The sequence below is a fragment of the Bacillus sp. FSL K6-4563 genome (assembly GCF_038630405.1).
Taxonomy (GTDB): Bacteria; Bacillota; Bacilli; order Bacillales; family Bacillaceae; genus Bacillus; species Bacillus pumilus.
In genome coordinates, this window is the sequence record NZ_CP152030.1 from 814592 (window position 1) to 839769 (window position 25178).

Genomic DNA, 25178 nt, shown 5'->3' on the forward strand with positions numbered 1-25178 from the left:
AAACATCATTTTAGCCCTTTGTCCACAATCTAGAAGCGGCACAGTGCGTGCTGCTTTTTTATTTTCGTCCTGCTCTTATTTCATCAGTCAAGCCTTCATATGGCGCTTCGGCGATAATGGTTTCGTCATTTACACCCGCATGATGAATATACGTAATGTCCGCAAATTCTGGAACAACATATTTCGGATATGTTTCGTACTTTTCACGAGATTCTTTCATGAGATCGATGTAGTCATTTTGATAGCAAACTGTGATATCTGGACGTTCATGCACCCATTTTGGGAAGAAGATGACGCCATGCATGCGTTTTTCTTCAGGCATAAAGTTCAGAGAGACGTCTGTCCCAGTTGGCTCTGTCCAAGAAACTTTGTAAACGCCTTTTGTTAGCTTCACAATATTCACTTCTTGATCACGGACCCAGCGGCCTCCAACCATTCCGCTATGAATGCGGTAATCAATGGTGTGATCGTTTTTAATGTAAATCTCATATTCCCAGCCATTTTCATACGTATAAATCATATGAAGTCCAACGAATTGTTCCATGTTGATTCCTTCTTTCATTAGAATGATGTTGTTTCAAACATGTCGTGATTTACATGTTTATTTTAAAGCCTGTGGTATACTATTGTCAAAGAATAAACGTTGGAGGCACATCATGAGAGTTTTGAAATATGCCATTCTTGGTTTACTAGATCAGTGTGAGCTGACTGGATACGATATCACCAAACATTTTAAGGATTCTCTTGGACAGTTTTGGAGCGCGAAGCATAGCCAAATTTACCCTGAGCTGAAACGGCTCACAGAAGAAGGGTTTATTGAATTTGATGTTCGTATACAAGGAAAGAAGCTGGAGAAGAAGGTTTATCAAATTACAGAGGCAGGGCAAGCAGCATTGCATCAGTGGTTAAGGACAAAAGACCCGATCCCAGAAACAACAAAGGATGAATTCATGCTCAAAACATTTTTCATCTCCTCCATGGACAAAAAAGAAGCGGCTGATCTGTTTACACATCAACTGCTAGAGCGCACGAAGAAAGTAGACATGCTAAAGCAGAAGCTGCATGCGTTAACAGAGGAAGATCCTGGGGCTGAATCGCTTTATTCAGCGCAATTTGGGCATTATTTAGTGCTGACAAGGGCAATTGAAAGAGAAAAAGGCTATGTCCGCTGGCTCGAGCAAACCCTTAAACGGATTGATTCATCCGCTCTCTAAGGACAATGGTCGGATGATATGATAAAAAATGGTTTGAAACTAGTGAATTTATAAATAGAAACCGCTACAATGGATATATTCGTATTAAAGTGAGGCGAGTATGTTTGAGTAATCAAGAAGCGTTGTGGAATGAAGCAGAAGCTTTTATTTCTGTATGCTATGAAGAATTGGGCAAGTCAAATGAAGAGAGAGCAGCACGTCTGCATGAAATAAAACAAGAAATTAACTCTAAAGGGACGTATACTCACACACAAGAGGAATTGGCGCACGGGGCGAAAATGGCGTGGCGCAACAGCAATCGCTGCATTGGCCGTTTATTTTGGTCAACTCTGCATGTTCACGACTGCCGTCACGTGAAGTCAGAAGAAGAGGTGAAAGAGGCACTCTTTCATCATATTGAGTATGCGACAAATGATGGGAAAATCAAACCATCCATTACGATCTTTCCTCCAGAAAATCATTCGCAAAAGGAAGTCGTCATTTATAATCATCAGCTCGTTCGTTATGCAGGCTATGAGACGGAGTACGGCATCATCGGCGACGAGGCTTCTCTTGAATTAACAAAGTTGTGTGAAGCCCATGGCTGGAAAGGGGAAGGCACGCATTTTGATATCCTGCCTCTCATGTTTCAGCTAAAGGATCAACCGCCAGTTTTGTATGAGCTTCCGAAAGAAATCGTCCAAGAAGTCGAGATTACCCATCCTGAATATGAAGGATTTCGTGATTTAGGACTGAAATGGTACGCCGTTCCGATTATTGCTGATATGAAATTGGAGATTGGTGGTATTCATTACAATGCAGCGCCGTTCAATGGCTGGTATATGGGCACAGAAATTGGCGCACGTAATCTAGCCGATGAAAATCGCTATAATATGCTGAAAAAAGTCGCTTCGATTTTAGAACTGGACACGGCAAAGAATGCGTCGCTTTGGAAGGACAAAGCCATTGTTGAGTTGAATGTGGCGGTTCTTCATTCTTACAGAGAAGCAGGGGTGACCATTGTTGATCACCATACAGCAGCACATCAATTCAAACAGTTCGAAAAGCAGGAAGAAAAGGCTGACCGTAAGCTGACTGGGGACTGGACTTGGCTGATTCCACCGGTATCACCAGCTGCTACCCACATCTTCCACAAGCATTACGACAATACCATTGTGAAGCCGAATTATTTTTATCAGGAAAAGCCCTATCATGGAACAGAAAAAGCCTAGCGAAAGCTAGGTTTTTTTATGAAAACTTCATCCCTTGATGCGAAAATCCTGATAATGAGCGAACTCAGTGAGCGGCTCCATCTGCATATCTGTGACCTTTGAAAAAGGGCTTCCTTTCCGGACAGTCTTTAAGAAATTAAGCACTTCCTGCTGCTCACCCTCTACCTTTAACTCGACATGTCCTTCATCTGTGTTGCGTACCCAGCCTTTCATCCCGCGATTGACGGCTTCTCCTTGTACAAAATAGCGAAAACCGACTCCCTGCACCCGTCCTGTGACAATGGCATGATAATGAATCAATGTCATCTCTCCTTTTTTCTCATCGTACCATAGCATGTAACTGACCTTCACGCATCGACTATGATTTCATTGTCTAACGATGTAAAATAATAGCCATGAGACAATCAAAGGAGATGGTCATCGTGGGACAGAAGAGATACGACATAGTAGGAATTCAAGTAGGACAACCCATCACGACCTATGCAAACGGAAAAGAAATCAAAACAGCCATCAACAAAAAGCGAATTCATGAGCCTGTCTATTTGAGTAAGGTCAATTTTGAGGGAGATGGTCAAGGTGATTTGGTTCATCATGGAGGATATGATAAAGCCGTCTGCGTCTTTCCATACGATCATTATGCTTATTTTGAGCAGTTTTTAGGGGTTCCGTTACAGGAAGCTGCCTTCGGTGAGAATGTGACCGTGCACCAACTAGTTGAAACAGAAGTGCGGATTGGCGATGTATTTCAGCTTGGAGAAGCACTTGTTGAAGTGAGCCAGCCAAGACAGCCGTGTGTGAAACTATCTTTTAAGCATGGCAACATGAAGCTTGTAAAGGAAGTACAGCAAACGGGGTATACCGGCTTTTATTTACGGGTGCTGAAAGAAGGCTTAGTGCCTGCTGATGCTTCTCTTGTATTAGTAGAAAAAGCACCTCATCACATTACAGTCCATGAAGTGAACGAGGTCAAATATCGTCAAACAAGTCCAGAGAGGCTAAAAGCCGTTCTTGAAGTAGATGCCTTAGCAGATGTCGTGAGGAAGTCTTTAGAAAAACGAATTCAGCCCATTTAAAAAAAGCCGTACATCAGCATAAGATGTACGGCTTTTAAGCGCTTATGAGCTAGGTTTCTTTTGCTCAAGAAGATTTGCAAGGAAATATGTTTTTAAGCTTTGAAGCTTTCTTCCTTCATGCTTGGTCACACCAAGCTTCTTTAATTCTTCGACATACCAGCCTTTGCTACCATAATGCATGATAGAAAACTCCTTTCAATTGAAACTGCCTGCATTGTAACATCTCAAAAAAGGACGTGAAAAGTGTGCAGGTATGAATAAATGAAAACTGATTCTATCTTCCTATGATCCATGTATATGCTGGAAATGATCATTTATGAATTTGGCGGGTTGAGGGTAACGATGATCATGCCGACCGTCATAATCATGATGACAATACCAAGATAAGTCATCATGGATTGTTTTTTCTTAATACCTACAACCGTTAAGATAATACTTTCAATCAAAAAGATAACGCCGATGATGATGAACCACATATCAAATAAGACCCCTTTCGCATATCTTTGCCTATTTTACCACAGGCATTTTTGTTTAGTCGTGACAGATTCGTGAAAGGGAAACGAAAAGATCCCCTCCAATGAAGAAGGGGATTAGCTGGCTTATAGCTTCGTTAATATAATCGGTTCGTCTTTTGTGATGACAATGGTATGTTCAATCTGTGCGACAAGGCTTTTGTCTGGTGTTTTAAAGGTCCAGCCGTCATCAGCCTGATAAATCGATTCAGCATTTGTTGAAATAAAAGGTTCGAAGGCGATCACGGTGCCATTCTTAAACAAAGCATTATCGAATGGATCATAATAGTTCAAAATATGGTTAGGTGCTTCATGCAGATTTTTCCCAATACCATGTCCTGTCAGATTTTTAATGACAGTAAATCCTTGTTCTTTTGCTGTATTGTAGACCGCACGGCCAATTTGGTTTTGTCTTTTGCCGGCTTTTGCATGCTTTAATCCTTCAAGGAATGCATCCTCTGCACACTGGCATAATGCTTCAAGACGAGCATCACCTGTACCTAATACGAATGAAATACCGGTATCGGAATAATAGCCGTCCAGCTCTGCTGAGATATCAATATTGATGAGGTCGCCCTCTTGTAAAATGGTTTTTTCACTTGGAATACCGTGAGCAACTTCATCGTTCACGCTGATACAAGTCGTCCCAGGGAAGTCATATTCCTTTTCGGGTGCTGAATTCGCCCCATGTTCTTCTAATATTTTTTTCCCAATCAAATCTAGTTCTTTTGTAGACATGCCTGGTTTCGCTTGGCTTTTCATTTCTTCTCTTGCCAAAGCGACAATTCGGCCGACTTTTTTTAAGGCTTCTAACTCATGATCATGTTTGACAATCACTGTTCATTCCCGCTTTCTATAACTTCATTCTATTCAATAGCTTACCACATTTTACGCAAAAAGAGTAAAGAGCGGAATTCAAATGAATGTGGACAAATTGGTATAGATAACTAGATGTGCATATGATATATTTTTTATGAGCATCATGGACGTTTAGTCATGATGATGACAAAGGGGGAGAAGGCAAATGGTGTTTCAGTTTTTTCAAAAGCTAGGCAAATCTTTTATGCTTCCAATCGCTGTACTTCCAGCAGCAGGGATTATTTTGGCTATTGGGCGGGAGGATGTATTCGATATCCCGTTTATTCATGCTGCTGGAAATGCCATTTTTGCAAACTTGGCTTTAATTTTTGCAATGGGGATAGCGATCGGCATTGCAAAGGATGGTAACGGGGCAGCGGCATTATCAGGTGCGATCTCTTATTTTATTTTATCAGCTGGTACAACGTCGATTAATTCAACGAACAATATGGGGGTATTGGGCGGTATTTTATGCGGGCTATTGGCAGGTTATGTGTACAATCGCTTCAAGGATACGAAGTTGCCCGAATACTTAGGTTTCTTTAGCGGAAGACGGCTTGTGCCGATTATGACCGCACTTTTCACCATTTTATTAGCAGCCGTTTTCGGATTTGTATGGCCTCCGATTCAAAGCGGGATCAATGGTTTAGGAGAATGGATTTTAAGTCTTGGTGCAACGGGTGCAGGGCTGTTTGGTTTCTTTAACCGCTTGCTCATTCCATTAGGGCTTCATCATGTGCTGAATAACTTATTTTGGTTTCAATTCGGTGAATTCAGCGGGGCAACAGGAGATCTAGCGCGATTCTTTAAAGGAGATCCAAGCGCGGGTGTCTTTATGACTGGTTTCTTCCCAGTGATGATGTTCGGTCTGCCAGCGGCATGTTTAGCCATGATTGTGACCGCAAAGCCTGAAAAGCGAAAAGCAACGGCTGGCCTGATGATTGGTATGGCGCTTACGTCATTTATTACAGGGATTACTGAACCAATTGAATTTTCATTTATGTTTTTATCTCCACTCCTATATGGTGTCCATGCTGTACTAACGGGTCTTTCGCTCTTTATTGTGAACATTCTCGGGATTCATAGCGGCTTCGCTTTTTCAGCAGGAGCGATTGATTACGTTTTAAGCTTTGGCATTGCACAAAAACCACTCATGCTGCTTGGGGTTGGGGTGCTTTATGGCATTGTGTACTTTGTCGTTTTCTATTTCCTCATTAAACTGTTAAAGCTCAAAACACCGGGTAGAGAAGATGAGGACATTGAAGATATTGCAGCCGATGATACGAAGACGGCAGGTGCGAGTATACTTTTAGAGGGACTTGGCGGCAAAGACAATATCACCGCCATTGATCATTGTGCCACCCGCCTGCGTTTAACAGTAGAAGATACACATTTATTAAATGAAGGCACATTGAAAAAAGCAGGTGCCAAAGGGGTACTGACTTCAGGGAAAACCTCCGTACAAATCATCATTGGAACGAATGTAGAATTTGTCGCAGATGATCTTCGCAAGGAAGTCGATCGAGATTAAAAAAAGCGTTCAGCCAGGTCAAATCGGCTGAACGTTTTTTTGTTTGCGCTGTTCGATGACGAGCACAATACTGATCACAACAAGTAAAAACCAAGAACTGATTTTCCCAAGATGGACGAGAGACCAAGCGTGCTGTTGATTTGGATATTGCCATGCCCCTAAAAAGGTGGTGACATTTTCGGCAATCCAAATAAAGAAACCAATCAGCAAGAAAGAGACGACAAGCGGCATTCGGAAGGTAGAAGAGCCAACCTGAAACGAGACGGACGTTTTTCGAAATACGACAACAAGCAGTAATGTCAGCCACCACCTGAGATCATAGAGCCAGTGATGCGTAAAAAAATTGAGATAAATACACAAGCTAATCCCAATTGAAAGAAACGGATGGGGCCATGAACTGACCTGCACGTGAAGCCGGGACAGTGCCTGATAAATATAGCTTGCTACACTCGCATACATAAACCCACTATAGAGCGGAACCCCAAATACCTTCATATAAGCCTCTTCAGGATAGGACCAAGAACCCATATGAACTTTATACAATTCTAAGCCAATACCTATTATGTGAAATAGACAGATCACCTTCAATTCATTCAATGTCTCCAGCCGAAGCGTCAGCATGAGTATCTGGGCAAGAAGGCAAAGCAGTAGAATGAAATCATACCGGTGTAGAAAAGGAGTCGTCACTATCTTTGATAGGGCAAGCGCTGCAAAGATCATGACGGGGAATAGACACGACATCGCCTGTAAGTAAGCAAACTGGAATAATGTTTTCATACAAAATGAAACCTCTTTTCATTGTCTGAAATGACTAAGACGGATTTAGCAAGGGAAAAGTTACCTCAACTAGATATTCATGAACAATTTGTGAATACGTATGTGAAAAAGATCACAAATTAGTTTTAACATAGTATAATAAGATCATAAAGAAAATGTGAAGAAATTCACATAAATTAAAGGGAGGCATCATCATGTTTACAAAATTCTTACAAACGAATGTATGGGCAGCGGTTATCCTTTTGGCAGCAAGACTTTATATCGGTTGGACTTGGCTCACATCTGGTATAGGAAAACTAACAGGCGGATTCGATGCATCAGGATATTTACAATTTGCGATAGCTGAACCTGTTGTCAAAGATGGAAACCTTGTGTATCCGTTCTATGTATGGTTTTTAGAAAATGTCGCTTTGCCGAATGCTGGACTATTCAGTGCCATGGTCATGTGGGGAGAAATTTTAGTAGGTCTAGGATTAATTGTTGGATTATTCACAACAACCGCAGCGTTTTTCGGAAGCATGATGAATGTCTCTTTCTTACTAGCTGGTACCGTCTCTGTCAACCCGCTTCTTCTGCTCATTGCCATCGTCATCATGGCTGCGAAAGGAAATGCAGGCAAATTTGGACTTGATTATGTCGCAGGTCCCGTCTTGAAACGAACTATGAAAAGAAAGCCGCATTTAGAAGTGGCTTCATAATAAAGAAAAAGCATCCTCAGCTTCTGCTCAGGATGCTTTTTTTATTTAGGAATCGGCTTTAATCAGGTTAATATGCAGGACGGTGAGCTTATGCTGATTTATATCTGGGTCATGGCCGACGATAAATTCAAGTTCATAATCTCCAGTTCGGTACACGTATTTTTTCTCTTTTGTCTGAGGGATGGTGCTGACTGAATCCGCCGGTCCAAGTTGTTTCTTTAATAGGGAAGGGGTCATTCCGCCGATATTCGTTTCTTTTTCTACATTTGTACCGAAATAACGGATTTCGTCAATTTTGCCTTTTGCATCATAATGAAAAGCAAATCCCGGATTCCCCATTTCAGCATGATACAAATCAAAGCTGCTTTGACCTGTTTCTGGATATGGATTTCCTAGTTTATGATGGACATCCATCTTTGTTTGAACTCCAATTTTAAGACCTTTTGCATAATACGGCATTTGTCCTTTATGTGCCAGCTCATAAATGTTGTTTAGTGCGGTTTTCGGACCTTGAGGAACGGATTGTTCGACTGCTGTTTTGGTCATGGCGTGTGCTGAGACTGCAGGACTGAATCCAATGAGGCAGGACGTAGCGAGTGAAGCAGTCATGACAAAAGCGGTTGTTTTCTTCATGATAAAATCCCTCCTTCTTCTTTCTATACCCGGTGCAATAGGGGTCAAACGTAAAAAGAACCAGCTGATCATGGATCGGCTGGTTCTTAAAATGAGAAAGTTATTTTGATGAAGTGCCGGATTTATCTTTGGCGGAAGAGGAATCTTCTTCATCCTGTACTTTCTTTGTATAGTCATATTGATTGCGGTCAATCGGTGTAAAGCCTTTAGGCTTGTAGAAACGGAGTAAATCTTCGGTGACGATCTTATCAGATGTCTCAAGCATCTTTTTCACCGTTTCATTTTCTTGTGATGCCTTATCAGTCGGCTCGATTTTCTCGCCTGTTTTGTTGCTGTAATAGTTATTGCCTACTTTTGTGTAATCCTTAGAGACGAAGTCACCATTTCTAAATGGCACTAGCTCCTTGAAATTTTTCGATAAGATATCAGAACCAGACATTAAATAGTTCTTCGTATCATCACCAAGCAGGTGCAGAAGGGTTGGTGCGACATCGACTTCACCAGAGTATTTATGAATCTGTCCGCCTTTTACGCCTGGTACATGAATAAAGAGCGGTACGCGCATGAGTTGCGCATTTTCATAATCTCCGATTTTTTGTCCTGTCACTTTTTCCATCGCTTCATTGTGGTTTTCAGAAATGCCGTAATGGTCTCCGTACATAATGACGACTGTATTGTCATAGAGTCCAGACTTTTTCAGGTCGTTGAAGAACTGTTCAATCGCTTCATCTAAATAATGAGCCGATTGGAAATAGTTATTGACGACAGAGTCTCCGAAGTCACCAGGTTCAAAATCGGTATCCCCTTCATCCATTCCAAATGGGAAATGGTTCGATAACGTAATGAATTTCGAATAAAACGGCTGCTTTAAGTTTTCAAGCATTGGCATAGATTCTTTGAAGAATGGTTTGTCTTTCAGCCCATAGTTCTTCGTATCTTGCTCGTTCATATCGTAATACTCAGAATCGTAAAATCTGTCATATCCAAACGACTTAAACATTTCATTACGGTTCCAGAAGGTTTTCGTATTGCCGTGGAATTCTGCTGACGTGTATTGATCCTTCTTCAAAATGCCAGGAAGTGCTTGATACGTGTTTTGCGCTTTGTTAATAAAAACAGAGCCTTGGGATAATGGGAAGAGCCCAGTATCCATCATAAATTCAGCATCAGACGTCTTTCCTTGTCCTGTTTGATGGAAGAAGTTATCAAAGTAAAACGTTTTGTTGTTGTGTGCCAATGAATTAAGGAATGGCGTTACTTCTTTTCCGTTTACTTTGTAATCAATGACAAAGTTTTGCAGAGATTCAAGAGAAATCGTAATCACGTTCATGCCTTTCGCTTTCCCGTAATAAGCCGGGTTAGGATCAGTGCTGTTCGCTTTTAAATAGTTCTCTACATCTGTCACGTCATTTGAATTTGCCAGAGCGCGCTGGCTGTTTGATTTCACATTTTGAATGGCATCAAACACAGTAAAGTTATAAGCACCTAAATATTTCACTAAATAATTGCGGTCAAATGATCTTGATAAAAGCTCTGGACGATCAATCTCTGCAGCGACTAAATTCATCACAAAGATGACAACAGAGGACACAAGGACGAGTCTAAACGATTTTGACTTTTGAACAGGTACAGTAGCTGTACTTGTTTGCTGCTTCTTTTTCATGCGGACTGCGAGTACGATCAAAATGATGGTATCCATAAAGTAAAACATATCAGTCCAACGCATGAGTGAAAATGCACTATCACCTAATTGTCCGCCATTCGTTCCTGCCTGCATCACGGTAGGCAGCGTGATAAAGTCATTGAAGAATCGATAGTACACGATGTTTGCGTATAGTAAAAAAGACATGAAAAAATGAATCACAATGATAGCGGCAGGCTGCCATTTTTTCTTGAACAATAAAGCAAAGCCAAGAAAGAACAAGCTGGAGCTAATAGGATTCACGAAAAGCAAAATATGCTGAAGCACATTTGATATACCAAGTTTAAATTCAATTAAATACGCTGAATACGTTTTGAGCCACAGTAAAATGACTGCAATAACAAAGAAGCCGAGGCCTCGTTTTTGAATAAATGTTTTCATAAAAACACTCCTTTTCTCCGATACACGGAAGAGGCGGAACGAAAGAAAACGAACCATTAGAATATACCATGAAATGATCAAATAGAAAAGTGATAACCGGCGAAGAGTGTCTAGCAGCTCGTCCGCGCAATAAAAGGGTGGAAAACGAAAATATTCGCTCTTCGAAAAACTTTTTATGAAATTCATCCTATTATTAACAGAAAATTCAGCCGTTTTCCAGTTGCTATATCAATAAAACAGGTAAAAAGGCACGAGTCTAAAGAATTAATTTGGTTTCTACAATGATGATTTAGAGTGTATTTCCAGTGTTTCTTAATGTTTATGCAGGTTAAGTAAAAAAAATGAGAAGAAGAATAGAGAAATGATATGGATGAAATTTCCTGATATAAGATATATCGATATATTTTTTTGTTTCATCAACATAATGGTTTTGATGTGTTTTGTAAGGGTTTTATTTATTTTGATGAATGAACAAATTATCTAAATATACTTAAGTGAACATTTCGAGACTATAAACTTTTGAAATGGGGTCGATATAGACTTTGACAGGAAATCTTCCATTGAAAGGATTGATAGTATATGACTGTACGAGCAAACAACCTCGTTCAGAACTGGTTTCCGAGTGAGGACGGAAATGCAGCAGAGCGTAAAGAACTCATCAAATTGATGGAGCAGATTGTTTCAGGGGTCGATCACCTGAAAGATCCGAACCGTGCTCACCTAAAGGGTGAAAAGAATCGTGAGGAGGATTTTTACCAAAAGCTCACTGAAACAAGTCAAATTCCGTTGAACGGCCAACAAGCGGAACTTGTGAATGAAGAATTACTGAAGCTTTTACATAACCATCCTTACCACACAAAGTATTTCTTCACGAACATTTTGCCAATGGCAAGTACACCAGGAATTCTAGGCATGCTGACGGCGATGCTGGTAAATGGAAACAACCTATGGGATGTTTATGGACCAGCAGGAGCGGAAGCTGAGGTCAGAGTGGTCTCAATGATGTCTAAGCTCATCGGATATGATCCAAGTGTGAGCGGGGGATATACAACATGGGGAGGTCAAGGAGCCATTTTCTCAGGACTGCGTTTAGCGATTGCAAAAGCTGCGCCGGAGTCACTGCGAAAAGGTGTTCCACAAAACCTTTATGCGTTTTGTTCTGATGCGGCACATTACAGCTTATTTAAGTCAATGGAAGCAACAGGACTTGGCACAGACAACTTGATCAGAATTAAAACGAATAAAGATCATTCGATGGATATGGAAGATTTGCGTTGTCAAATGGAACGTGTTGCACAAAATGGCGGAATTCCCGTTTATATTGTCGCAACAACCGGAACAACAGATGCCATTGCAATTGATGATGTAAAAGGGGTACGTGAAACAGCAGAAGCCATTGCTGAGGAGTATGGTCTAAAGGTGCCGCATATTCATGCGGATTCAGCGCTCGGCGGATTCTTTGCTTTCTTTAATGAGTATGATCTAGCTGAAAACCCGCTGCAATTCTCAGACGGTGTTCTTCGTATGTTAAAAGAAATCAAAGCGAAATTCCAGCATCTTTCTCTTGCTGACACGATGTGCTTTGACTTTCAAAAGCTCGGCCAAACACCTTACACATCTAGTTTATTCTTAGTGAAAAACGCGGCAGACCTAAAGCGTTTAGATCTGGAAGAACAAGAGACACCATACGTTGGTCATAGAGGCTACGGCGAATACCATACAGGTTATACGCTGGAATGCTCAAGAATGGGAAGCTCGATCAGTATGCTGAGTGTGCTGTTAACGTTTGGAGTTGAAGGCTACCAGCGCTTGCTCGGTCAATTCTTAGAGGTGAACCTTGCCTTCAGAGAAGCACTCAGTCAAGAAATTCCGCAAGCAGAAGTCGTAAATGATGACAATGTCGGAATGGCTACATTATTTAGAATTTACCTAGACGGCTCACCGCGCTTTCAAGAAGAAATTTCAGGCGAAGCGACGGCAATGGAAATTGAGCGGAACAATGAATTGAACAAAATGCTGTTTGAAAAGCTTGGAGAAAAAAGAGATGAAATGTTCTTTGGTGATACAACGAAGTTTTTACTTGTAAATTCAAAAGAAGGACAAGAATTCTATCTAAGCGTTAGTAAGTTTTTTGTCATCTCACCTTATACGTTACCAGAGCATATCCCACATATCGTATCTTATTTAAAAGATGTGATCGCATCTGTTTGTGGACAATTTGAACATGTACATGCTTAAATCAAATCTGAGAGTGGAGATGTAGGAAAAAATGGCGAAACAAAGGAAATTTGGAGGATACACCATATCCTCTAAAATCATGTCAGTCGTTGTCGTAACATTACTCGCAACCGTTGCACTATTTGTTCTAACATTTTATCTAGTCAGCCAGGATTTATCATCCCAGTTATTAAAGCAATTTGATTATCGATTAACAACAGATGTTGATACAGCGAAGAAAGAGATCGATAATCTGGATGGGAACGTCCTTGGTATTAGCGGGAAAGATGACCCCCTTTATGTGGAGGTCAAAAAGAAATTCACAGAGCTTCAAGAAGATCATACGCTTGAGAACTTATACGTGCTATCTAATAAAGGCGGCAAAGAAAGAATTATTATATTAACCGGTGAAGAAAATGACTTTGATCAAGATTATGCTTTTTCAGATGAGATGAAACAAGCGCTCTCTGAAGATAAAATGGTCAAAAGTGATATTTATAAAGATTCATTTGGTACACATAAATCAGTCTTTTTGCCAATCAAGGATTCAGGCGGTGAGCTGACAGGGATTTTAGGCATTGATTTAGATGCGTCTGTCGTGCCTCAAACAACGCAGAAGCTGATGATCTATATCACAGTGGCATCTGCCATTGTGCTCATCGGTGGATTACTCTTCTCATACTTCATGGGAAGAAGAATTGCGAAACCAGCACGTTCCTTGATGGAATCAGCAAACCGAATTGCTGACGGTGATTTAACTGGTATGGTAGAGGTTGAAAGTAAAGACGAGATCGGCCAGCTTGCCGCATCCTTCCAAAAGATGCAGGGGCGGATCAAAGAGCTTATTTCGAAAATCTCACACTCATCTAGTGAAGTGTCGAAAATGTCTTCACAGCTTCGTACAGTGACGACCGAATCGAGTCAAAGTGCGCAGCAAGTATCAGAAGCTATGACGAATATGAGTGAAGGAATCAATGATTCTGTCGCAAATATTACGGATTGTACGACATCCGTTGCAGAGATCGATACTCAAATCGAAGGCGTCACAAAAGAAGTCGATGAAATGAAATCTGTTTCATCTGACGTACAAGAGCAGTCAGAATCTGGTCAAACATTAGTGAACCATGTGCTTGATCATCTGAATATGCTTCATGACAAGATGACCAACTCAAAGCATGCAGCAGAAGAATTACAATCTCATTCAACGGAGATTGAAAGTGTCATCTCAATTATTACAGACATTTCGGCCCAAACGAATCTGCTTGCACTGAATGCTTCAATTGAAGCGGCACGTGTTGGAGAAGAAGGAAAAGGCTTTGCTGTTGTGGCAGATGAGGTGCGCAAGTTAGCTGAGCAATCAGCGGATGCGGCTAAAACCGTTTCAGACCTCGTCATCGGCACACAGGAAAACAGTCAGCGCGTTCTTGAAAGCGTAGAGGAAAGCAGTAAAGCAGTGGAAGAGGGACGCGTACAAATGGAAGGCACGTCACAAAATTTCGCTTTGATTTACGACGGTGTGTCTCAATTTGCAACAAGAACGAACAATTTGCTTGCTTCTATTAAGCAAGTAGAACGAGCATATCAAACGATTTCTACATCGATTGAGCAAATTTCTGTTGTATCGGAAGAACATGCAGCCAGCTCTCAAGAAGTAGCGGCAGCAACAGAACAGCAAAGTGCTGGCATGCAGCAAATTTCAAGTGCAATTGAACAGCTCTCTGATATGTCAGAGGACTTAGCACATATGGTTTCTACTTTCAAAATCGACAATAAATAACGAGAAAGGGCTAAAATGATCTTGATTTTAGCCCTTTGTCTTATGTTCAACGTAGCTGATGCTGACTCTTGTGAGAGAGTCAGCTTTTTTGCTATGCTTAATCAAATCGTTTCAGACGAAAGGAGAACGCCATGGATTTTGCGCAGAGATTATCAGAAGAACGGATCAAAAAAGCGATGGATAACGGGGCTTTTGAAGGATTATCTGGCTTTGGCAAACCTCTACCTAAAGATGACGCTGCTCATGTGCCTGAAGAACTAAGAATGGGCTACCGGATGATGAAAAATGCTGGCTTTGCTGGGGAAGAAACAGCACTGAAAAAAGAACTCATGACCGTCAAAGACCTACTTCACTCCAGTATAGACGGAGAGGAAAGAAAAAAGCTTTCTCTCATATGTGAAGAAAAGCAAAAACGACTGGATGAACTCACATCTAAGCGCCAAACTTTTGCTCGTCCAGCCTCCTCCTTTTATAAAAACAGGGTCTACGAAAAATTAACGGAGCATAAAAAAAGATGATGACACGCAGCCTCTCCTGAGCACATTGAGGGGGCTTTTTTTATGAAAGCGCTACATTTTGTTGTTGACTACATGTATATACAAATATAAAATAAGAATCAAACATGTATATACAAGTTTTTTGGTTCTTTTTTCTTATAAAAAACGATCTCGGAGGGGATAGCATGGCTGATTATCAGGCAGCAGCAGATCAGATTGTGAAAGCCATCGGCGGCAAAGAAAATATTGATCAAGCGACACATTGTGTGACAAGGCTGCGCTTTGTGCTGAAGGATGAAGGAAAGATTGATGAGAAAGCACTTGAAAAAATAGAAGAAGTGAAGGGATCTTTCTCAGCGAACGGTCAATACCAAGTGGTGATCGGCCAAGGGATCGTCAATCGGGTATATGCCGAAATGGTGAAACAGACGGGGATTGGCGAAGCCTCAAAAGAGGACGTGAAGCGTGCCTCTGATCAAAAATTAAATCCATTGCAGCGTGCTGTGAAAACGCTTGCGGATATCTTTATTCCGATTCTTCCTGCCATCGTCACAGCCGGTTTATTAATGGGGATTAATAATATTTTAACAGCTCCTGATATTTTCTTTGATCAAAAATCGATTGTCGATGTGTATCCGGCATGGGCTGATTTAGCGAATATGATCAACTTGATTGCAGGCACTGCCTTCACATTCCTGCCCGCATTAATCGGCTGGTCAGCCGTGAAGCGGTTTGGGGGAAATCCGCTTTTAGGGATGGTCCTTGGACTCATGCTCGTACACCCGGACTTATTAAATGCGTGGGGCTATGGAGCGGCTGAAAAGTCCGGTGAGATTCCAGTCTGGAATTTGTTTGGACTTGAAGTGCAAAAGGTAGGGTATCAAGGACAGGTTCTTCCGATACTCGTCGCCTCGTATTTACTAGCGAAGCTCGAATTGTTTATCACAAAACGGACACCTGAAAGCATTCAGCTATTAGTGGTTGCACCGATTACGTTATTAGTTATTGGCTTTTTATCCTTTATCGTCATTGGGCCTATTACATTTGCAATCGGCAACGTGTTAACATCTGGACTTGTCGCTGTATTCCAGCAGTTCGCAGCACTTGGCGGTCTATTATACGGCGGTTTGTATGCGGCGTTAGTCATTACTGGAATGCATCATACGTTCCTCGCTGTTGATATTCAATTGATTAATTCAAAACTGCACGGCACGTTTCTATGGCCGATGCTCGCACTGTCTAATATTGCACAAGGATCAGCCGCACTTGCGATGATGTTTGTTTTGAAAGATGAAAAGCAAAAGGGTCTCTCGCTCACATCAAGTATTTCTGCTTACTTAGGAATTACCGAACCAGCGATGTTTGGCGTCAACTTGCGCTACCGATTCCCATTTATTTTCGCACTCATTAGCTCTGGTTTAGCTGGTATGTTTATCGCCTCTCAAGGGGTGCTGGCAAGCTCAGTTGGTGTTGGGGGCATTCCGGGAATCTTCTCTATTATCCCGAAATATTGGGGCGCATTTGCGATAGGGATGGTCATTGTCCTCATCGTCCCATTCATCGGAACCCTTTTGTATGCAAAGCTGAAAAAGAAGAAAGATGTTTCACAAGAACTTAACTAGTGGTGGTGGATGAAATTGAAACAACAAACGAACGAACCGTGGTGGAAAAGAGCGGTGGTCTATCAAATTTATCCGAAGAGCTTTTTAGATACAACGGGCTCAGGTACAGGCGATATCAATGGTGTGACAAAAAAGCTCGATTATATCAAAGAGCTTGGGGCGGATTGTATTTGGCTCACGCCAATGTATGAGTCCCCGCAGCATGACAACGGCTATGATATTAGTGATTATACAAAAATCCATGACATGTACGGCACAATGGCAGATTTTGAACACATGCTGAAGGAAGCCCATGATCGAGGCATACGAGTCATCATGGATTTAGCCGTCAATCATACATCCATTTTCAATAAGTGGTTTCAAGCATCACGCGAGTCAAAGGATAATCCTTATCGAGATTATTATATTTGGAAGGAGCCCAAGGCGGACGGATCACCGCCGAATGATTGGCAGTCAAAATTCGGCGGTCCAGCCTGGGAGCTAGATGAAGAAACGGGAGAATATTATCTTCATTTATATGATGTCACCCAAGCGGATCTCAATTGGGAAAAGGATGAGGTGCGCAGGCAAGTATATGACATCATGCATTTTTGGTTTGAAAAAGGAATTGATGGATTCAGGCTGGATGTCATCAACAACATCTCAAAGGATCAACGCTTCTTAGATGACGCCGGACAATCTGTACAAGGAGACGGCCGGATGTATTATACGGATGGCCCAAGAATTCATGAGTTTCTGCACGAAATGAACCAAGAGGTTTTTTCGAAATATGACAGCATGACAGTTGGAGAAATGTCTTCAACGAATATTGCAGACTGCATTCGGTATACAAGACCGGATCGGCAGGAGCTGGATATGACGTTTAATTTTCATCATTTAAAGGTCGATTATCCAAACGGAGAAAAATGGGCCCTCGCACCATTTGATTTTCAGGAATTGAAGTCGATTCTGTCTGAGTGGCAGACGAAAATGCATGAGGGCGGCGGCTGGAATGCGCTCTTCTGGTGCAATCATGATCAGCCGCGTATCGTCTCAAGATACGGTGATGATGAAACGTACCATCAGCAATCAGCGAAGATGCTGGCGACCACTATTCATCTCATGCAAGGGACTCCATATATTTATCAAGGTGAAGAGATTGGCATGAAGAATCCTCAGTTTGAGGACATCTCGTCTTACCACGATATCGAATCACTCAATATGTATGAAGTAATGCTTGAAAAAGGGAAATCAAAGGAAGAAGCGCTCGCCATTTTACAGGTCAAGTCAAGAGATAATGCGAGAACACCGATGCAGTGGACCTCAGAAAAGAATGCAGGTTTCTCAAAAGGGACACCTTGGATTGAGCCAGCCAATAACGACATTTCGGTCGAAACTTCGTTAAAGGACCAATCGTCTATTTTCTATCATTATCAAGCCCTTTGCAGGCTGCGTAAAGAACTTGATGTGATCACATATGGAAGCTTCACTTTACTCTTAGCAGAAGATCCAAAGATTTTTGCTTATGTGAGAGAAAGCGGTGAGGAGAAGCTTCTTGTGATCAATCACTTTTATGCAGGAGAGACGGACTTTACGCTTCCTGATGAGCTTATGCAGGCTGTAGATGAGATGGAGGGGCAAGTGTTGTTATCCAATTATGAGGATGCACCGGCAGATATGAAGGGATTTACGTTGCGTCCATACGAGTCAATCGTTTATCATTTAACCAAACGCTAGAAAATGGGGCGGAGGGAAAATGAAAGAGAATAAGTTTCGAGTGATTTATGATCAGCTCGCAAAACGAATTGAACAAGGTGAATGGCAGGATAAAGGCATTCTGCCATCAGAGCATGAGCTGTCCTTGATGTATGACACATCCCGTGAGACGGTAAGAAAGGCATTAAATATCCTTGTGCAAAATGGCTATATCCAAAAAATCCGCGGCAAAGGCTCTGTCTTGCTGAATCGAGAGAAAATGCAATTCCCAGTCTCGGGTCTTGTCAGCTTTAAAGAACTTTCCCAAACGCTTGGCCGAAAGACCGTTACGACGGTTCACGAATTTGGTTTAATCAAACCGGATCAGTATATTCAGTCTCAGCTGAAAATTAATGGGCAGGAGGATGTCTGGGAAGTCATTCGATCTCGTAATATTAGCGGAGAAGAAGTGATTTTAGACAAGGATTACTTTTTGCAAAAGCATGTGTCGGTCTTGTCGAAGGACATATGCGAAGGATCCATCTACGAGTATATTGAAGGAGAGCTCGGTGTATCAATCAGCTATGCCCAAAAGGAATTTGTGGTAGAGCCATGTACAGAAGAGGACGCCAAGTATCTTGATTTGAACGGGTTTGATCATGTCGTCGTCGTGAAGAATTACGTGTTCTTAGAAGATACAAGTTTATTTCAATACACAGAAAGCCGTCACCGATTAGACCGCTTCAGATTCGTCGATTTTGCAAGAAGAGAAAAAGTGGACAGAGCATAGGCTCTGTCCTTTTCAGGTTTTGGGAGAAGTAGACGACGAATAGATCACCATTTTCAGGAGGAAAGATGATGAGATTAAATAGACCACTAAAATTAAGGGACTTAGAAATATTCAGCGTGATGAAAGATCATCAGATTTTATGTTATGTCATCATTGAAGATACGCGAAAACCGTTTACGGCAGAAGACAGAAAGCTAGAGCCATTATGTTATATGGATGAAGAAGATATACAAGCGATTTTGAATGTTTTTCATATTTCCATTATCAATGATGAAAAATTAAGTGAAGAGGATTTAACGATGGTAAAAGGTTTTTTTGCTGATTTAGTAAATAATACGAACTTAACGAATTTTATTACGAGAGATTATGTTTTAAAGGATTTATATGATGTCGATGATGAAAATGACATGATGTTCTTTAATAGGATGCTTCGGCATATAGGGTCAGATGATGTAAAAGAATTCGACGATCGCAATTGGATCTATTTATCTCAAGATTGATGTCTTATTCCAAGAAAAGAGGACAGAGCATAGGCTCTGTCCTTTTCCTTTAGGATGATACATTTTTTCTTGTACGCTTGCGCTGGTAGTAATATAGGATACCGCCAGCAGCGAGCATGAGCACGCCAATCAGTACAGCTGTATACATCATCGTGGCTGTATTCGGCAATGTGCCGCCAGGAAGGCCTGTTCCATCTTGGTTTGGATCTGTACCCGTGCCTCCGCCTGGTGCTGTTGTTCCGCCGTCTCCGCCAGTTTGATCTGGCGTTGTTCCAGCTGCCCCGCTTTGGTTAAGGACCGTGTATTCGCTGAAGTGCTCAGTTTGACCTGATACGACTCCGTTTTCAAATGATCCATTACTAGTTTTGGTGTAACGATTTTTCTTGCGATCCACATAATATACACTAGGTTTTTTCGCCTTTTGAGGCTCGTCTAGTGTAAAGGATAGTGTGACAGGGTCTTTAAAGGTCGAAACCTTTTTCTTGTCTTGTTTGATTTGGAAATCATACGTATCCGTTAATGCGTTTTTCACTTTATCTGTCTTTGTCATCCATATATCTGCGCTTGTCTCGGATAAATTTGAGAGCGGTAATGCGAGTCCCACTTTGTCATGATAGATGGTGACGTTTGGATCTTGCTCTCTTTTCTTCAGCTCGGCTACTTGCGCTTTTGATAGAGACAATTGAACGTTTTTCGCTTTGCTTGCTTTGTCTAAATAGAGCAATGCTTTGTTTGTATGCTGTACATACGTTTGGAATTTCTTATCATCTTGAATGTCATAAGCGCCTTTTCCTTTCGCACGAGGAAGGAACACTTCTTTCACCCTGTGATCGATAACAGGCGAAATTTGACCGTCTGCCTTTTCAATTTGCTCTTTGAAAATTTCATAGTCGACATACCCTAAGTCTTCGCCGTGAGAGGCTTCTGTAAAGACGCTGTAGCCGTCGCCACCTGTGCCAACAAATGCGTTTGTGGCTACGCGGTATGTTTTCTCATCATCAATGTCTGTCAGTTGACCTTTTTGATCTTTCAGTTTCACATCAATCAGTCTGCTTCCAGCTGGTTTACTGAGCGTAAACGTATATTCAATGCCGGCTACATGAGGGAATGCACCTCCGCCTTCCTCAATGCCTGACAGCCCCTGTTCAAGTGCTTTTTTAATTTGGCTGCCTTTTAGATCTGCGACATATAGTGTGTTTCCAAATGGCAGAACCGTTAAAATGTCACCTAAAGTGATATCTCCTTTTTCAATGCTGCCTCGAATACCGCCGCCGTTTGTGATGGCAAGATCAGCACCAGCAGATTCTTGCGCTTTCTTCAGCATGCCGTCAGCAATAAAGTTCCCAAGATTCGTTTCCTTCGCACGGACATGCTCACGTTGACCATCTAAAAGAACATCTGTATGTCCGACTTTTTCTGTTTTTAAATCTTGAATATCTGCTTTGTATCCATCAAGGATCGCTTTTGCCTCTGCATCTTCTTTGACAGAGTCATCGATCGGAATCAGGTCAAAAGAAGATTCTTTTGGCTGGATGACACCTTTTTTGTCAAAGGCTACGTCTACTTTTCCTAAAAATTGTCCGTAATCTTTCACTTGAGCGACAATCGTAGGTTCTTTTTTATTGATGACCTTTAATTTTTCTACAAGTGTGTGCGTGTGACCGCCAATGATTAAATCAATCCCATCGACTTTTTGAGCGAGCTCAAGATCACGGTTGTAGCCAATGTGTGTTAACGCTATGATTTTATTGATTTTTTCTTCTGTTTGAATGGTGTTGACTGTTTCTTTTGCTTTCTTGTACGCATCTTTAAATTGAATGTTAGGACCGCTGCTGGAGGTAATGGCTGTGTCTTCAGTCGTTAAACCGAATACGGCCACCTTTTCACCGTTTACATCGAGCAGGATGTAAGGGTAAATCCCGGCTTCTTTTTTCTCACCAGCTTTAAATAAGGCTGGTTTTTTCATTAAGTCACTCAATTGTTTTTCCTTCGAGACATCCACGTTGGATGACACGACCGGGAATCGAGGCTTTTCAAATTGATGACGGTTTTTCGGATCGACATCTGATGCATCACCTGTCAGGAATTGACGGAGTACAGAAGGACCTTTGTCAAATTCATGATTACCAAACGTCATGGCATCGTATTTCATTAAATTCATCAATTTCAGATCGGCAAGTCCTTGCCACTTTGTGAAGTACAGGTCACCAGAGAAGACATCTCCAGCGTCTAATAAAATATTGTTCTTGCTTTCAGCACGGACTTCTTTGATCTTTGTTGCGCGTCTTGCCGCATCATCAAGGTGTGCGTGTGTATCGTTCGTATGCATCACTGTTAAATTCCAGTTGTCTGATGTAGGCGGTTCTGTTGTGCCATCGTCTTTAAAGGCTAGCTTATACACACCAAGACCATCTGTGCTTGCGTTACGAATAAAGTCTACGCTGCTTGATTCTTTAGCAAACGGTTTGGCTAAAAGAGAAGATTCAAAAGTGACTGTTGCGCCTTTGATCGGTGCGATAGACCAGTTTTGATCTGCACTTGGGTTGATCGTTTTTTGTTCGATAATATAATCCATTAGTACTTGACGGTTCTCATCTGCTGAGGCAAGCACCACTTTATCTTGCGTCAGATGAGGGAAGCCTCCGCCGCCAGAAGCACGATAGTTATTTGTTACGACTAAAAATTCTTGATTATCAGAGACGGTTTTCCCGTTGTAAGACAGGTTTTTGATGCGGTTGGCATTGGCGTTGAGAAGTGTGCCTGTTGTGCTGTATTTAGCAGGCTGCGTCACATCGACTTGGTATGTCACGCCATCAATTACATCAAAGTTATATGAGCGGTATTCCTCGTTTAAAATCGGCTGTTCTTTTGCATCGTTCGGTTTGATCTGATTAAACTGACCAGCAGACATTTCTAGCCAGTCTTTCACTTCACTGCCTTTCAGCTTCACAATCTGCACAGTGTTATCGTAAAGGTAGAGATCGCCGATATTTTTAATCGCTAAATCTCCTTTTGCGATATTTGTATAATAGTTTACACCGTTTCGGCCGCCGGCTTTAAACGGAGCACCTGCAGATAAAATCGGTAAATTTTTATACGATGTGTCCTTCATTTTTTCTTGTGCATACCATTTTTGGGCATCTGTCACAATTTGAATCGAAGGGTCATCCATCACTTGAGCGAAAAAGCTATTAATGTCTGCTTCTGTTTTGCCAACAGGCTTTCTCACGTAATCAAGTGTGTTTTGATGCGTTGTTTGAATGGCGTCTTTTACGGTACTGTTTTGAGATGATACTCCGGCAACAGATTCGATCTTGCCTGTTCCGTCTGTGACCTTCCAGTTGCTGCCATCAGGCTCTAGTGTTAAATCAATGACCCCTAGGTAGCTGCCCCAGTTTTTTGACATGACGACTGGGATGCCGTTGATGGTTCCTTTTGAGACATTGAATTTGTCGACGCCGTTATATTCAGCGCTTGGGAATGTGCCATGCTGGTGGCCTGATACAATGGCATCGATGCCTTTTGTTTTCGTGGCAAGGTCAAAGATCATATTTTCTGATCCTTTAGGTGAAGCGGTTTTTTCAATTCCGGTATGAGCAAGAGCGACAATGACATCTGCCCCTTTCTCTTTCATTTCAGGAATGGTTTCATTGGCAGATTCGACGATGTCCTGCACTTGGACTTGTCCATCTAAATGCTTCTTATCCCACGTCATAATTTGTGGTGGAACGAATCCTATGTAACCAACTTTCACAGTTTGTGAGGCTCCGTTTGCATCTTTAAAGGTTTTATCTTGGATCACATAAGGTGTAAAACGGTGTTCTCCATTTAGCTTTTTGACGTTCGCATTGACAATCGGGAAGTTGGCGCCCGCAATGGTACCGTCAAGGAAGGATAATCCGTAGTTAAATTCATGATTGCCAAGTGTTCCTGCATCGTATTTTAGCTTGTTGAGTGTATGAATAATAGGGTGAACCTTTGTTTGATTGATGATGCTGTCTTTCTCATGTTTGTAAACGTATTCTCCAAGAGGGGTTCCTTGAATCAAGTCTCCGTTATCCACAAGGAGTGTATTCGGGTTTTGTGATCGGTGCTTGTCGATCAGCTCGGCTGTTTTTGCCAAACCAAATTCATTTGTTTCTTTGTCGCTGTAATAATCATAATTCATCATGTTCGCATGAACATCGGTTGTGGCTAAGATGCTGACCTTTACGGCTTTGCCGTTTTCTGTTTCTGCATGAGTAGGTACTGCTGGGAGAATGAGACTAATCATCATAATGGAAGTGAGCAGAATAGACAGGTTTTTCCTTCGTTTAGACCTATGTGCTTGCTTCTTCACCTGATCTCCGCCTTTCTAATTTTTTTGACCACAATACCTATTGTAGAAATGTTTCGTTAACTTTTGTAGTTATTTTTTGCAGATTATTGTAAAGATAACATAAATCATACGAATTACCTTGTTGAGGTAATGTGAATGAGTCTAAATGCTTATTTTTATCATAAGGGGTTTTCTGATAGGGATAGGATGTTTGATTTCAACATGCCCGGGTATAGTGTGTAGTGTAAACGATAATCAAGCAGGAGGGTTTCTACATGGGTAAGAAAATTGCAGTTGTATTAACAGATTACTTTGAGGATGTTGAATTCACCGAGCCTGCAAAAGCCTTTAAAGATGCAGGTCATGAGTTGACAGTCATTGAAAATGAAAAAGGAAAAACAGTGAAAGGGAAGCAAGGAGAGGCAGAAGTGAGAGTGGATGCGTCTATTGACAACGTGAAGCCTGAAGACTTCGATGCACTTCTCATTCCTGGCGGTTTCTCACCAGATATTCTGCGTGCAGATGATCGTTACGTCCAATTCACTAAAGCATTTATGGATGAGAAAAAACCAGTATTTGCAATCTGTCACGGACCGCAATTGCTCATTACAGCGAAGACGCTGGAAGGAAGAGGGGCGACTGGGTATACATCCATCAAAGTCGATATGGAAAACGCAGGCGCTAAATTTAAAGACGAAGAAGTCGTCGTTTGTCAGGATCAGCTTGTGACAAGCCGTACACCTGATGACATTCCAGCCTTTAACCGTGAATCATTAAAACTGCTTGAGAAATAAACCGCAGTTGTAAAAGGATAAAAAAGCCAGCACCTTGCGGGGTGCTGGCTTTTTGTGTGCATGATGTAAGAAAACTGCGTGTAGACCATAAAACCAGTTTCCTTTTGCACCATTATTTTCTTAAGTTTTTTAGCTCGCTTGCGATGGCTTGCATTTCACTTGGGCTGAATGAAGATTTTTTCATCACCATTTGGTGAAGAAATTCAATATCTTCGTATTTGTCTGGACTGAAGTCTTCTGCTTTGATGACTCCAATGTTCAGCATATTTAACTTTTGCGAAATGTCTTCAATCAGCTGATTGACTTCAGCCGCTTTTTGCTCTGACAAGGGCGGCACGTCCTTTCCTGCATATGTGTCGAATAATATATCTATTTTAACAGAAATGCAAAAGAATAAAA

General features: G+C 41.6%; 23 protein-coding genes. 13 read left to right on the forward strand and 10 right to left on the reverse strand.

All coding sequences use genetic code 11. From position 1 onward, the window contains the following. Window positions 1-58 precede the first annotated feature (58 nt). A complete protein-coding gene (locus MHH54_RS03855) occupies window positions 59-544 on the reverse strand; it encodes a phenolic acid decarboxylase (protein ID WP_050944807.1) in 486 nt (161 codons plus the stop codon). 112 nt (window positions 545-656) lie between these two features. On the opposite strand from MHH54_RS03855, the gene MHH54_RS03860 reads away from it, so the two are divergent. Next, window positions 657-1214, forward strand: a complete 558-nt coding sequence (locus MHH54_RS03860) for a PadR family transcriptional regulator (protein WP_106036322.1) — start codon at window positions 657-659, stop codon at window positions 1212-1214. A gap of 104 nt (window positions 1215-1318) precedes the next feature. After that, window positions 1319-2425: a nitric oxide synthase oxygenase gene (locus MHH54_RS03865; RefSeq protein WP_106036321.1), complete on the forward strand. Its 1107-nt coding sequence runs from the start codon at window positions 1319-1321 to the stop codon at window positions 2423-2425. Between the two features lie 27 nt (window positions 2426-2452). Here MHH54_RS03865 and MHH54_RS03870 read toward each other — a convergent pair whose 3' ends face one another. Beyond that, window positions 2453-2725, reverse strand: a complete 273-nt coding sequence (locus MHH54_RS03870) for an acylphosphatase (protein WP_189318784.1) — start codon at window positions 2723-2725, stop codon at window positions 2453-2455. A 122-nt stretch (window positions 2726-2847) separates the two neighbouring features. On the opposite strand from MHH54_RS03870, the gene MHH54_RS03875 reads away from it, so the two are divergent. Then, window positions 2848-3498, forward strand: coding sequence for an MOSC domain-containing protein (locus MHH54_RS03875; protein WP_003214182.1), 651 nt, complete (start codon window positions 2848-2850; stop codon window positions 3496-3498). A 42-nt stretch (window positions 3499-3540) separates the two neighbouring features. Here the strand turns inward: MHH54_RS03875 and MHH54_RS03880 are convergent, their stop codons facing one another. The 3 genes from MHH54_RS03880 to map all read right to left on the reverse strand — a co-directional run bounded on the left by MHH54_RS03880 (window position 3541) and on the right by map (window position 4847). Beyond that, a complete protein-coding gene (locus MHH54_RS03880; protein ID WP_003214303.1) occupies window positions 3541-3678 on the reverse strand; it encodes a YflJ family protein in 138 nt (45 codons plus the stop codon). Window positions 3679-3812: 134 nt separating this feature from the next. After that, complete coding sequence (locus tag MHH54_RS03885; protein ID WP_003214360.1) at window positions 3813-3974, reverse strand: hypothetical protein; 162 nt, start codon at window positions 3972-3974, stop codon at window positions 3813-3815. Between the two features lie 123 nt (window positions 3975-4097). Then, window positions 4098-4847 carry a type I methionyl aminopeptidase gene (gene map / locus MHH54_RS03890; protein WP_003213886.1) on the reverse strand — a complete coding sequence of 250 codons (750 nt, stop codon included), beginning with the start codon at window positions 4845-4847 and terminating at the stop codon, window positions 4098-4100. A 187-nt stretch (window positions 4848-5034) separates the two neighbouring features. Here map and nagE point away from each other — a divergent pair, with 187 nt between their 5' ends. Continuing rightward, window positions 5035-6399 (forward strand): N-acetylglucosamine-specific PTS transporter subunit IIBC, encoded by a 1365-nt coding sequence (gene nagE, locus MHH54_RS03895; RefSeq protein WP_050944804.1) that lies wholly within the window; start codon window positions 5035-5037, stop codon window positions 6397-6399. 18 nt (window positions 6400-6417) lie between these two features. On the opposite strand, the gene MHH54_RS03900 is transcribed toward nagE, so the two are convergent. Further along, complete coding sequence (locus tag MHH54_RS03900; RefSeq protein WP_106033233.1) at window positions 6418-7176, reverse strand: DUF817 domain-containing protein; 759 nt, start codon at window positions 7174-7176, stop codon at window positions 6418-6420. Window positions 7177-7370: 194 nt separating this feature from the next. On the opposite strand from MHH54_RS03900, the gene MHH54_RS03905 reads away from it, so the two are divergent. After that, window positions 7371-7874: a DoxX family protein gene (locus MHH54_RS03905; RefSeq protein ID WP_003214123.1), complete on the forward strand. Its 504-nt coding sequence runs from the start codon at window positions 7371-7373 to the stop codon at window positions 7872-7874. A 45-nt stretch (window positions 7875-7919) separates the two neighbouring features. Here MHH54_RS03905 and MHH54_RS03910 read toward each other — a convergent pair whose 3' ends face one another. Both MHH54_RS03910 and MHH54_RS03915 read right to left on the reverse strand, forming a co-directional pair. Beyond that, window positions 7920-8507, reverse strand: coding sequence for a YjgB family protein (locus MHH54_RS03910; protein ID WP_106033232.1), 588 nt, complete (start codon window positions 8505-8507; stop codon window positions 7920-7922). Window positions 8508-8607: 100 nt separating this feature from the next. Continuing rightward, window positions 8608-10590 carry an LTA synthase family protein gene (locus MHH54_RS03915; protein ID WP_268494026.1) on the reverse strand — a complete coding sequence of 661 codons (1983 nt, stop codon included), beginning with the start codon at window positions 10588-10590 and terminating at the stop codon, window positions 8608-8610. Between the two features lie 579 nt (window positions 10591-11169). On the opposite strand from MHH54_RS03915, the gene MHH54_RS03920 reads away from it, so the two are divergent. The 7 genes from MHH54_RS03920 (at window position 11170) to MHH54_RS03950 (ending at window position 19667) form a co-directional block, all read left to right on the forward strand. After that, window positions 11170-12828 carry a pyridoxal-dependent decarboxylase gene (locus MHH54_RS03920; RefSeq protein WP_268494022.1) on the forward strand — a complete coding sequence of 553 codons (1659 nt, stop codon included), beginning with the start codon at window positions 11170-11172 and terminating at the stop codon, window positions 12826-12828. 31 nt (window positions 12829-12859) lie between these two features. Continuing rightward, a complete protein-coding gene (locus MHH54_RS03925; protein ID WP_113386837.1) occupies window positions 12860-14584 on the forward strand; it encodes a methyl-accepting chemotaxis protein in 1725 nt (574 codons plus the stop codon). A 131-nt stretch (window positions 14585-14715) separates the two neighbouring features. Next, window positions 14716-15102, forward strand: a complete 387-nt coding sequence (locus tag MHH54_RS03930; protein WP_106030308.1) for a DUF1992 domain-containing protein — start codon at window positions 14716-14718, stop codon at window positions 15100-15102. Between the two features lie 164 nt (window positions 15103-15266). Continuing rightward, the gene (treP, locus tag MHH54_RS03935) at window positions 15267-16703 is read left to right on the forward strand and encodes a PTS system trehalose-specific EIIBC component (RefSeq protein ID WP_342500715.1); all 1437 of its coding nucleotides are present in this window, start codon (window positions 15267-15269) and stop codon (window positions 16701-16703) included. A gap of 15 nt (window positions 16704-16718) precedes the next feature. Next, window positions 16719-18419: an alpha,alpha-phosphotrehalase gene (treC, locus tag MHH54_RS03940; protein ID WP_342500716.1), complete on the forward strand. Its 1701-nt coding sequence runs from the start codon at window positions 16719-16721 to the stop codon at window positions 18417-18419. Between the two features lie 19 nt (window positions 18420-18438). Continuing rightward, window positions 18439-19167: a trehalose operon repressor gene (gene treR, locus MHH54_RS03945; protein ID WP_044139741.1), complete on the forward strand. Its 729-nt coding sequence runs from the start codon at window positions 18439-18441 to the stop codon at window positions 19165-19167. Window positions 19168-19232: 65 nt separating this feature from the next. After that, the gene (locus MHH54_RS03950) at window positions 19233-19667 is read left to right on the forward strand and encodes a terpene synthase (protein WP_106030310.1); all 435 of its coding nucleotides are present in this window, start codon (window positions 19233-19235) and stop codon (window positions 19665-19667) included. A gap of 49 nt (window positions 19668-19716) precedes the next feature. Here the strand turns inward: MHH54_RS03950 and MHH54_RS03955 are convergent, their stop codons facing one another. After that, window positions 19717-24006 carry a multifunctional 2',3'-cyclic-nucleotide 2'-phosphodiesterase/3'-nucleotidase/5'-nucleotidase gene (locus MHH54_RS03955; protein WP_342500717.1) on the reverse strand — a complete coding sequence of 1430 codons (4290 nt, stop codon included), beginning with the start codon at window positions 24004-24006 and terminating at the stop codon, window positions 19717-19719. Between the two features lie 254 nt (window positions 24007-24260). On the opposite strand from MHH54_RS03955, the gene MHH54_RS03960 reads away from it, so the two are divergent. Continuing rightward, entirely contained in the window at window positions 24261-24779 is a 519-nt protein-coding gene (locus MHH54_RS03960) for a type 1 glutamine amidotransferase domain-containing protein (RefSeq protein WP_050944793.1), read from the forward strand. Window positions 24780-24891: 112 nt separating this feature from the next. Here the strand turns inward: MHH54_RS03960 and MHH54_RS03965 are convergent, their stop codons facing one another. Beyond that, window positions 24892-25107, reverse strand: coding sequence for a DUF1128 domain-containing protein (locus MHH54_RS03965; RefSeq protein WP_003214000.1), 216 nt, complete (start codon window positions 25105-25107; stop codon window positions 24892-24894). Window positions 25108-25178 lie beyond the last annotated feature (71 nt).

Excerpts from the sequence above, each read along its gene's own strand:
- MHH54_RS03900 (WP_106033233.1), bottom strand. The coding sequence starts at position 7,176 with ATGAAAACATTATTCCAGTTTGCTTACTTACAGGCGATGTCGTGTCTA.
- MHH54_RS03925 (WP_113386837.1), top strand. The coding sequence starts at position 12,860 with ATGGCGAAACAAAGGAAATTTGGAGGATACACCATATCCTCTAAAATC.
- treP (WP_342500715.1), top strand. The coding sequence starts at position 15,267 with ATGGCTGATTATCAGGCAGCAGCAGATCAGATTGTGAAAGCCATCGGC.
- MHH54_RS03860 (WP_106036322.1), top strand. The coding sequence starts at position 657 with ATGAGAGTTTTGAAATATGCCATTCTTGGTTTACTAGATCAGTGTGAG.
- MHH54_RS03960 (WP_050944793.1), top strand. The coding sequence starts at position 24,261 with ATGGGTAAGAAAATTGCAGTTGTATTAACAGATTACTTTGAGGATGTT.
- MHH54_RS03930 (WP_106030308.1), top strand. The coding sequence starts at position 14,716 with ATGGATTTTGCGCAGAGATTATCAGAAGAACGGATCAAAAAAGCGATG.
- MHH54_RS03950 (WP_106030310.1), top strand. The coding sequence starts at position 19,233 with ATGATGAGATTAAATAGACCACTAAAATTAAGGGACTTAGAAATATTC.
- MHH54_RS03920 (WP_268494022.1), top strand. The coding sequence starts at position 11,170 with ATGACTGTACGAGCAAACAACCTCGTTCAGAACTGGTTTCCGAGTGAG.
- MHH54_RS03915 (WP_268494026.1), bottom strand. The coding sequence starts at position 10,590 with ATGAAAACATTTATTCAAAAACGAGGCCTCGGCTTCTTTGTTATTGCA.
- MHH54_RS03855 (WP_050944807.1), bottom strand. The coding sequence starts at position 544 with ATGGAACAATTCGTTGGACTTCATATGATTTATACGTATGAAAATGGC.
- MHH54_RS03885 (WP_003214360.1), bottom strand. The coding sequence starts at position 3,974 with ATGTGGTTCATCATCATCGGCGTTATCTTTTTGATTGAAAGTATTATC.
- treR (WP_044139741.1), top strand. The coding sequence starts at position 18,439 with ATGAAAGAGAATAAGTTTCGAGTGATTTATGATCAGCTCGCAAAACGA.
- MHH54_RS03880 (WP_003214303.1), bottom strand. The coding sequence starts at position 3,678 with ATGCATTATGGTAGCAAAGGCTGGTATGTCGAAGAATTAAAGAAGCTT.
- MHH54_RS03905 (WP_003214123.1), top strand. The coding sequence starts at position 7,371 with ATGTTTACAAAATTCTTACAAACGAATGTATGGGCAGCGGTTATCCTT.
- nagE (WP_050944804.1), top strand. The coding sequence starts at position 5,035 with ATGGTGTTTCAGTTTTTTCAAAAGCTAGGCAAATCTTTTATGCTTCCA.
- MHH54_RS03910 (WP_106033232.1), bottom strand. The coding sequence starts at position 8,507 with ATGAAGAAAACAACCGCTTTTGTCATGACTGCTTCACTCGCTACGTCC.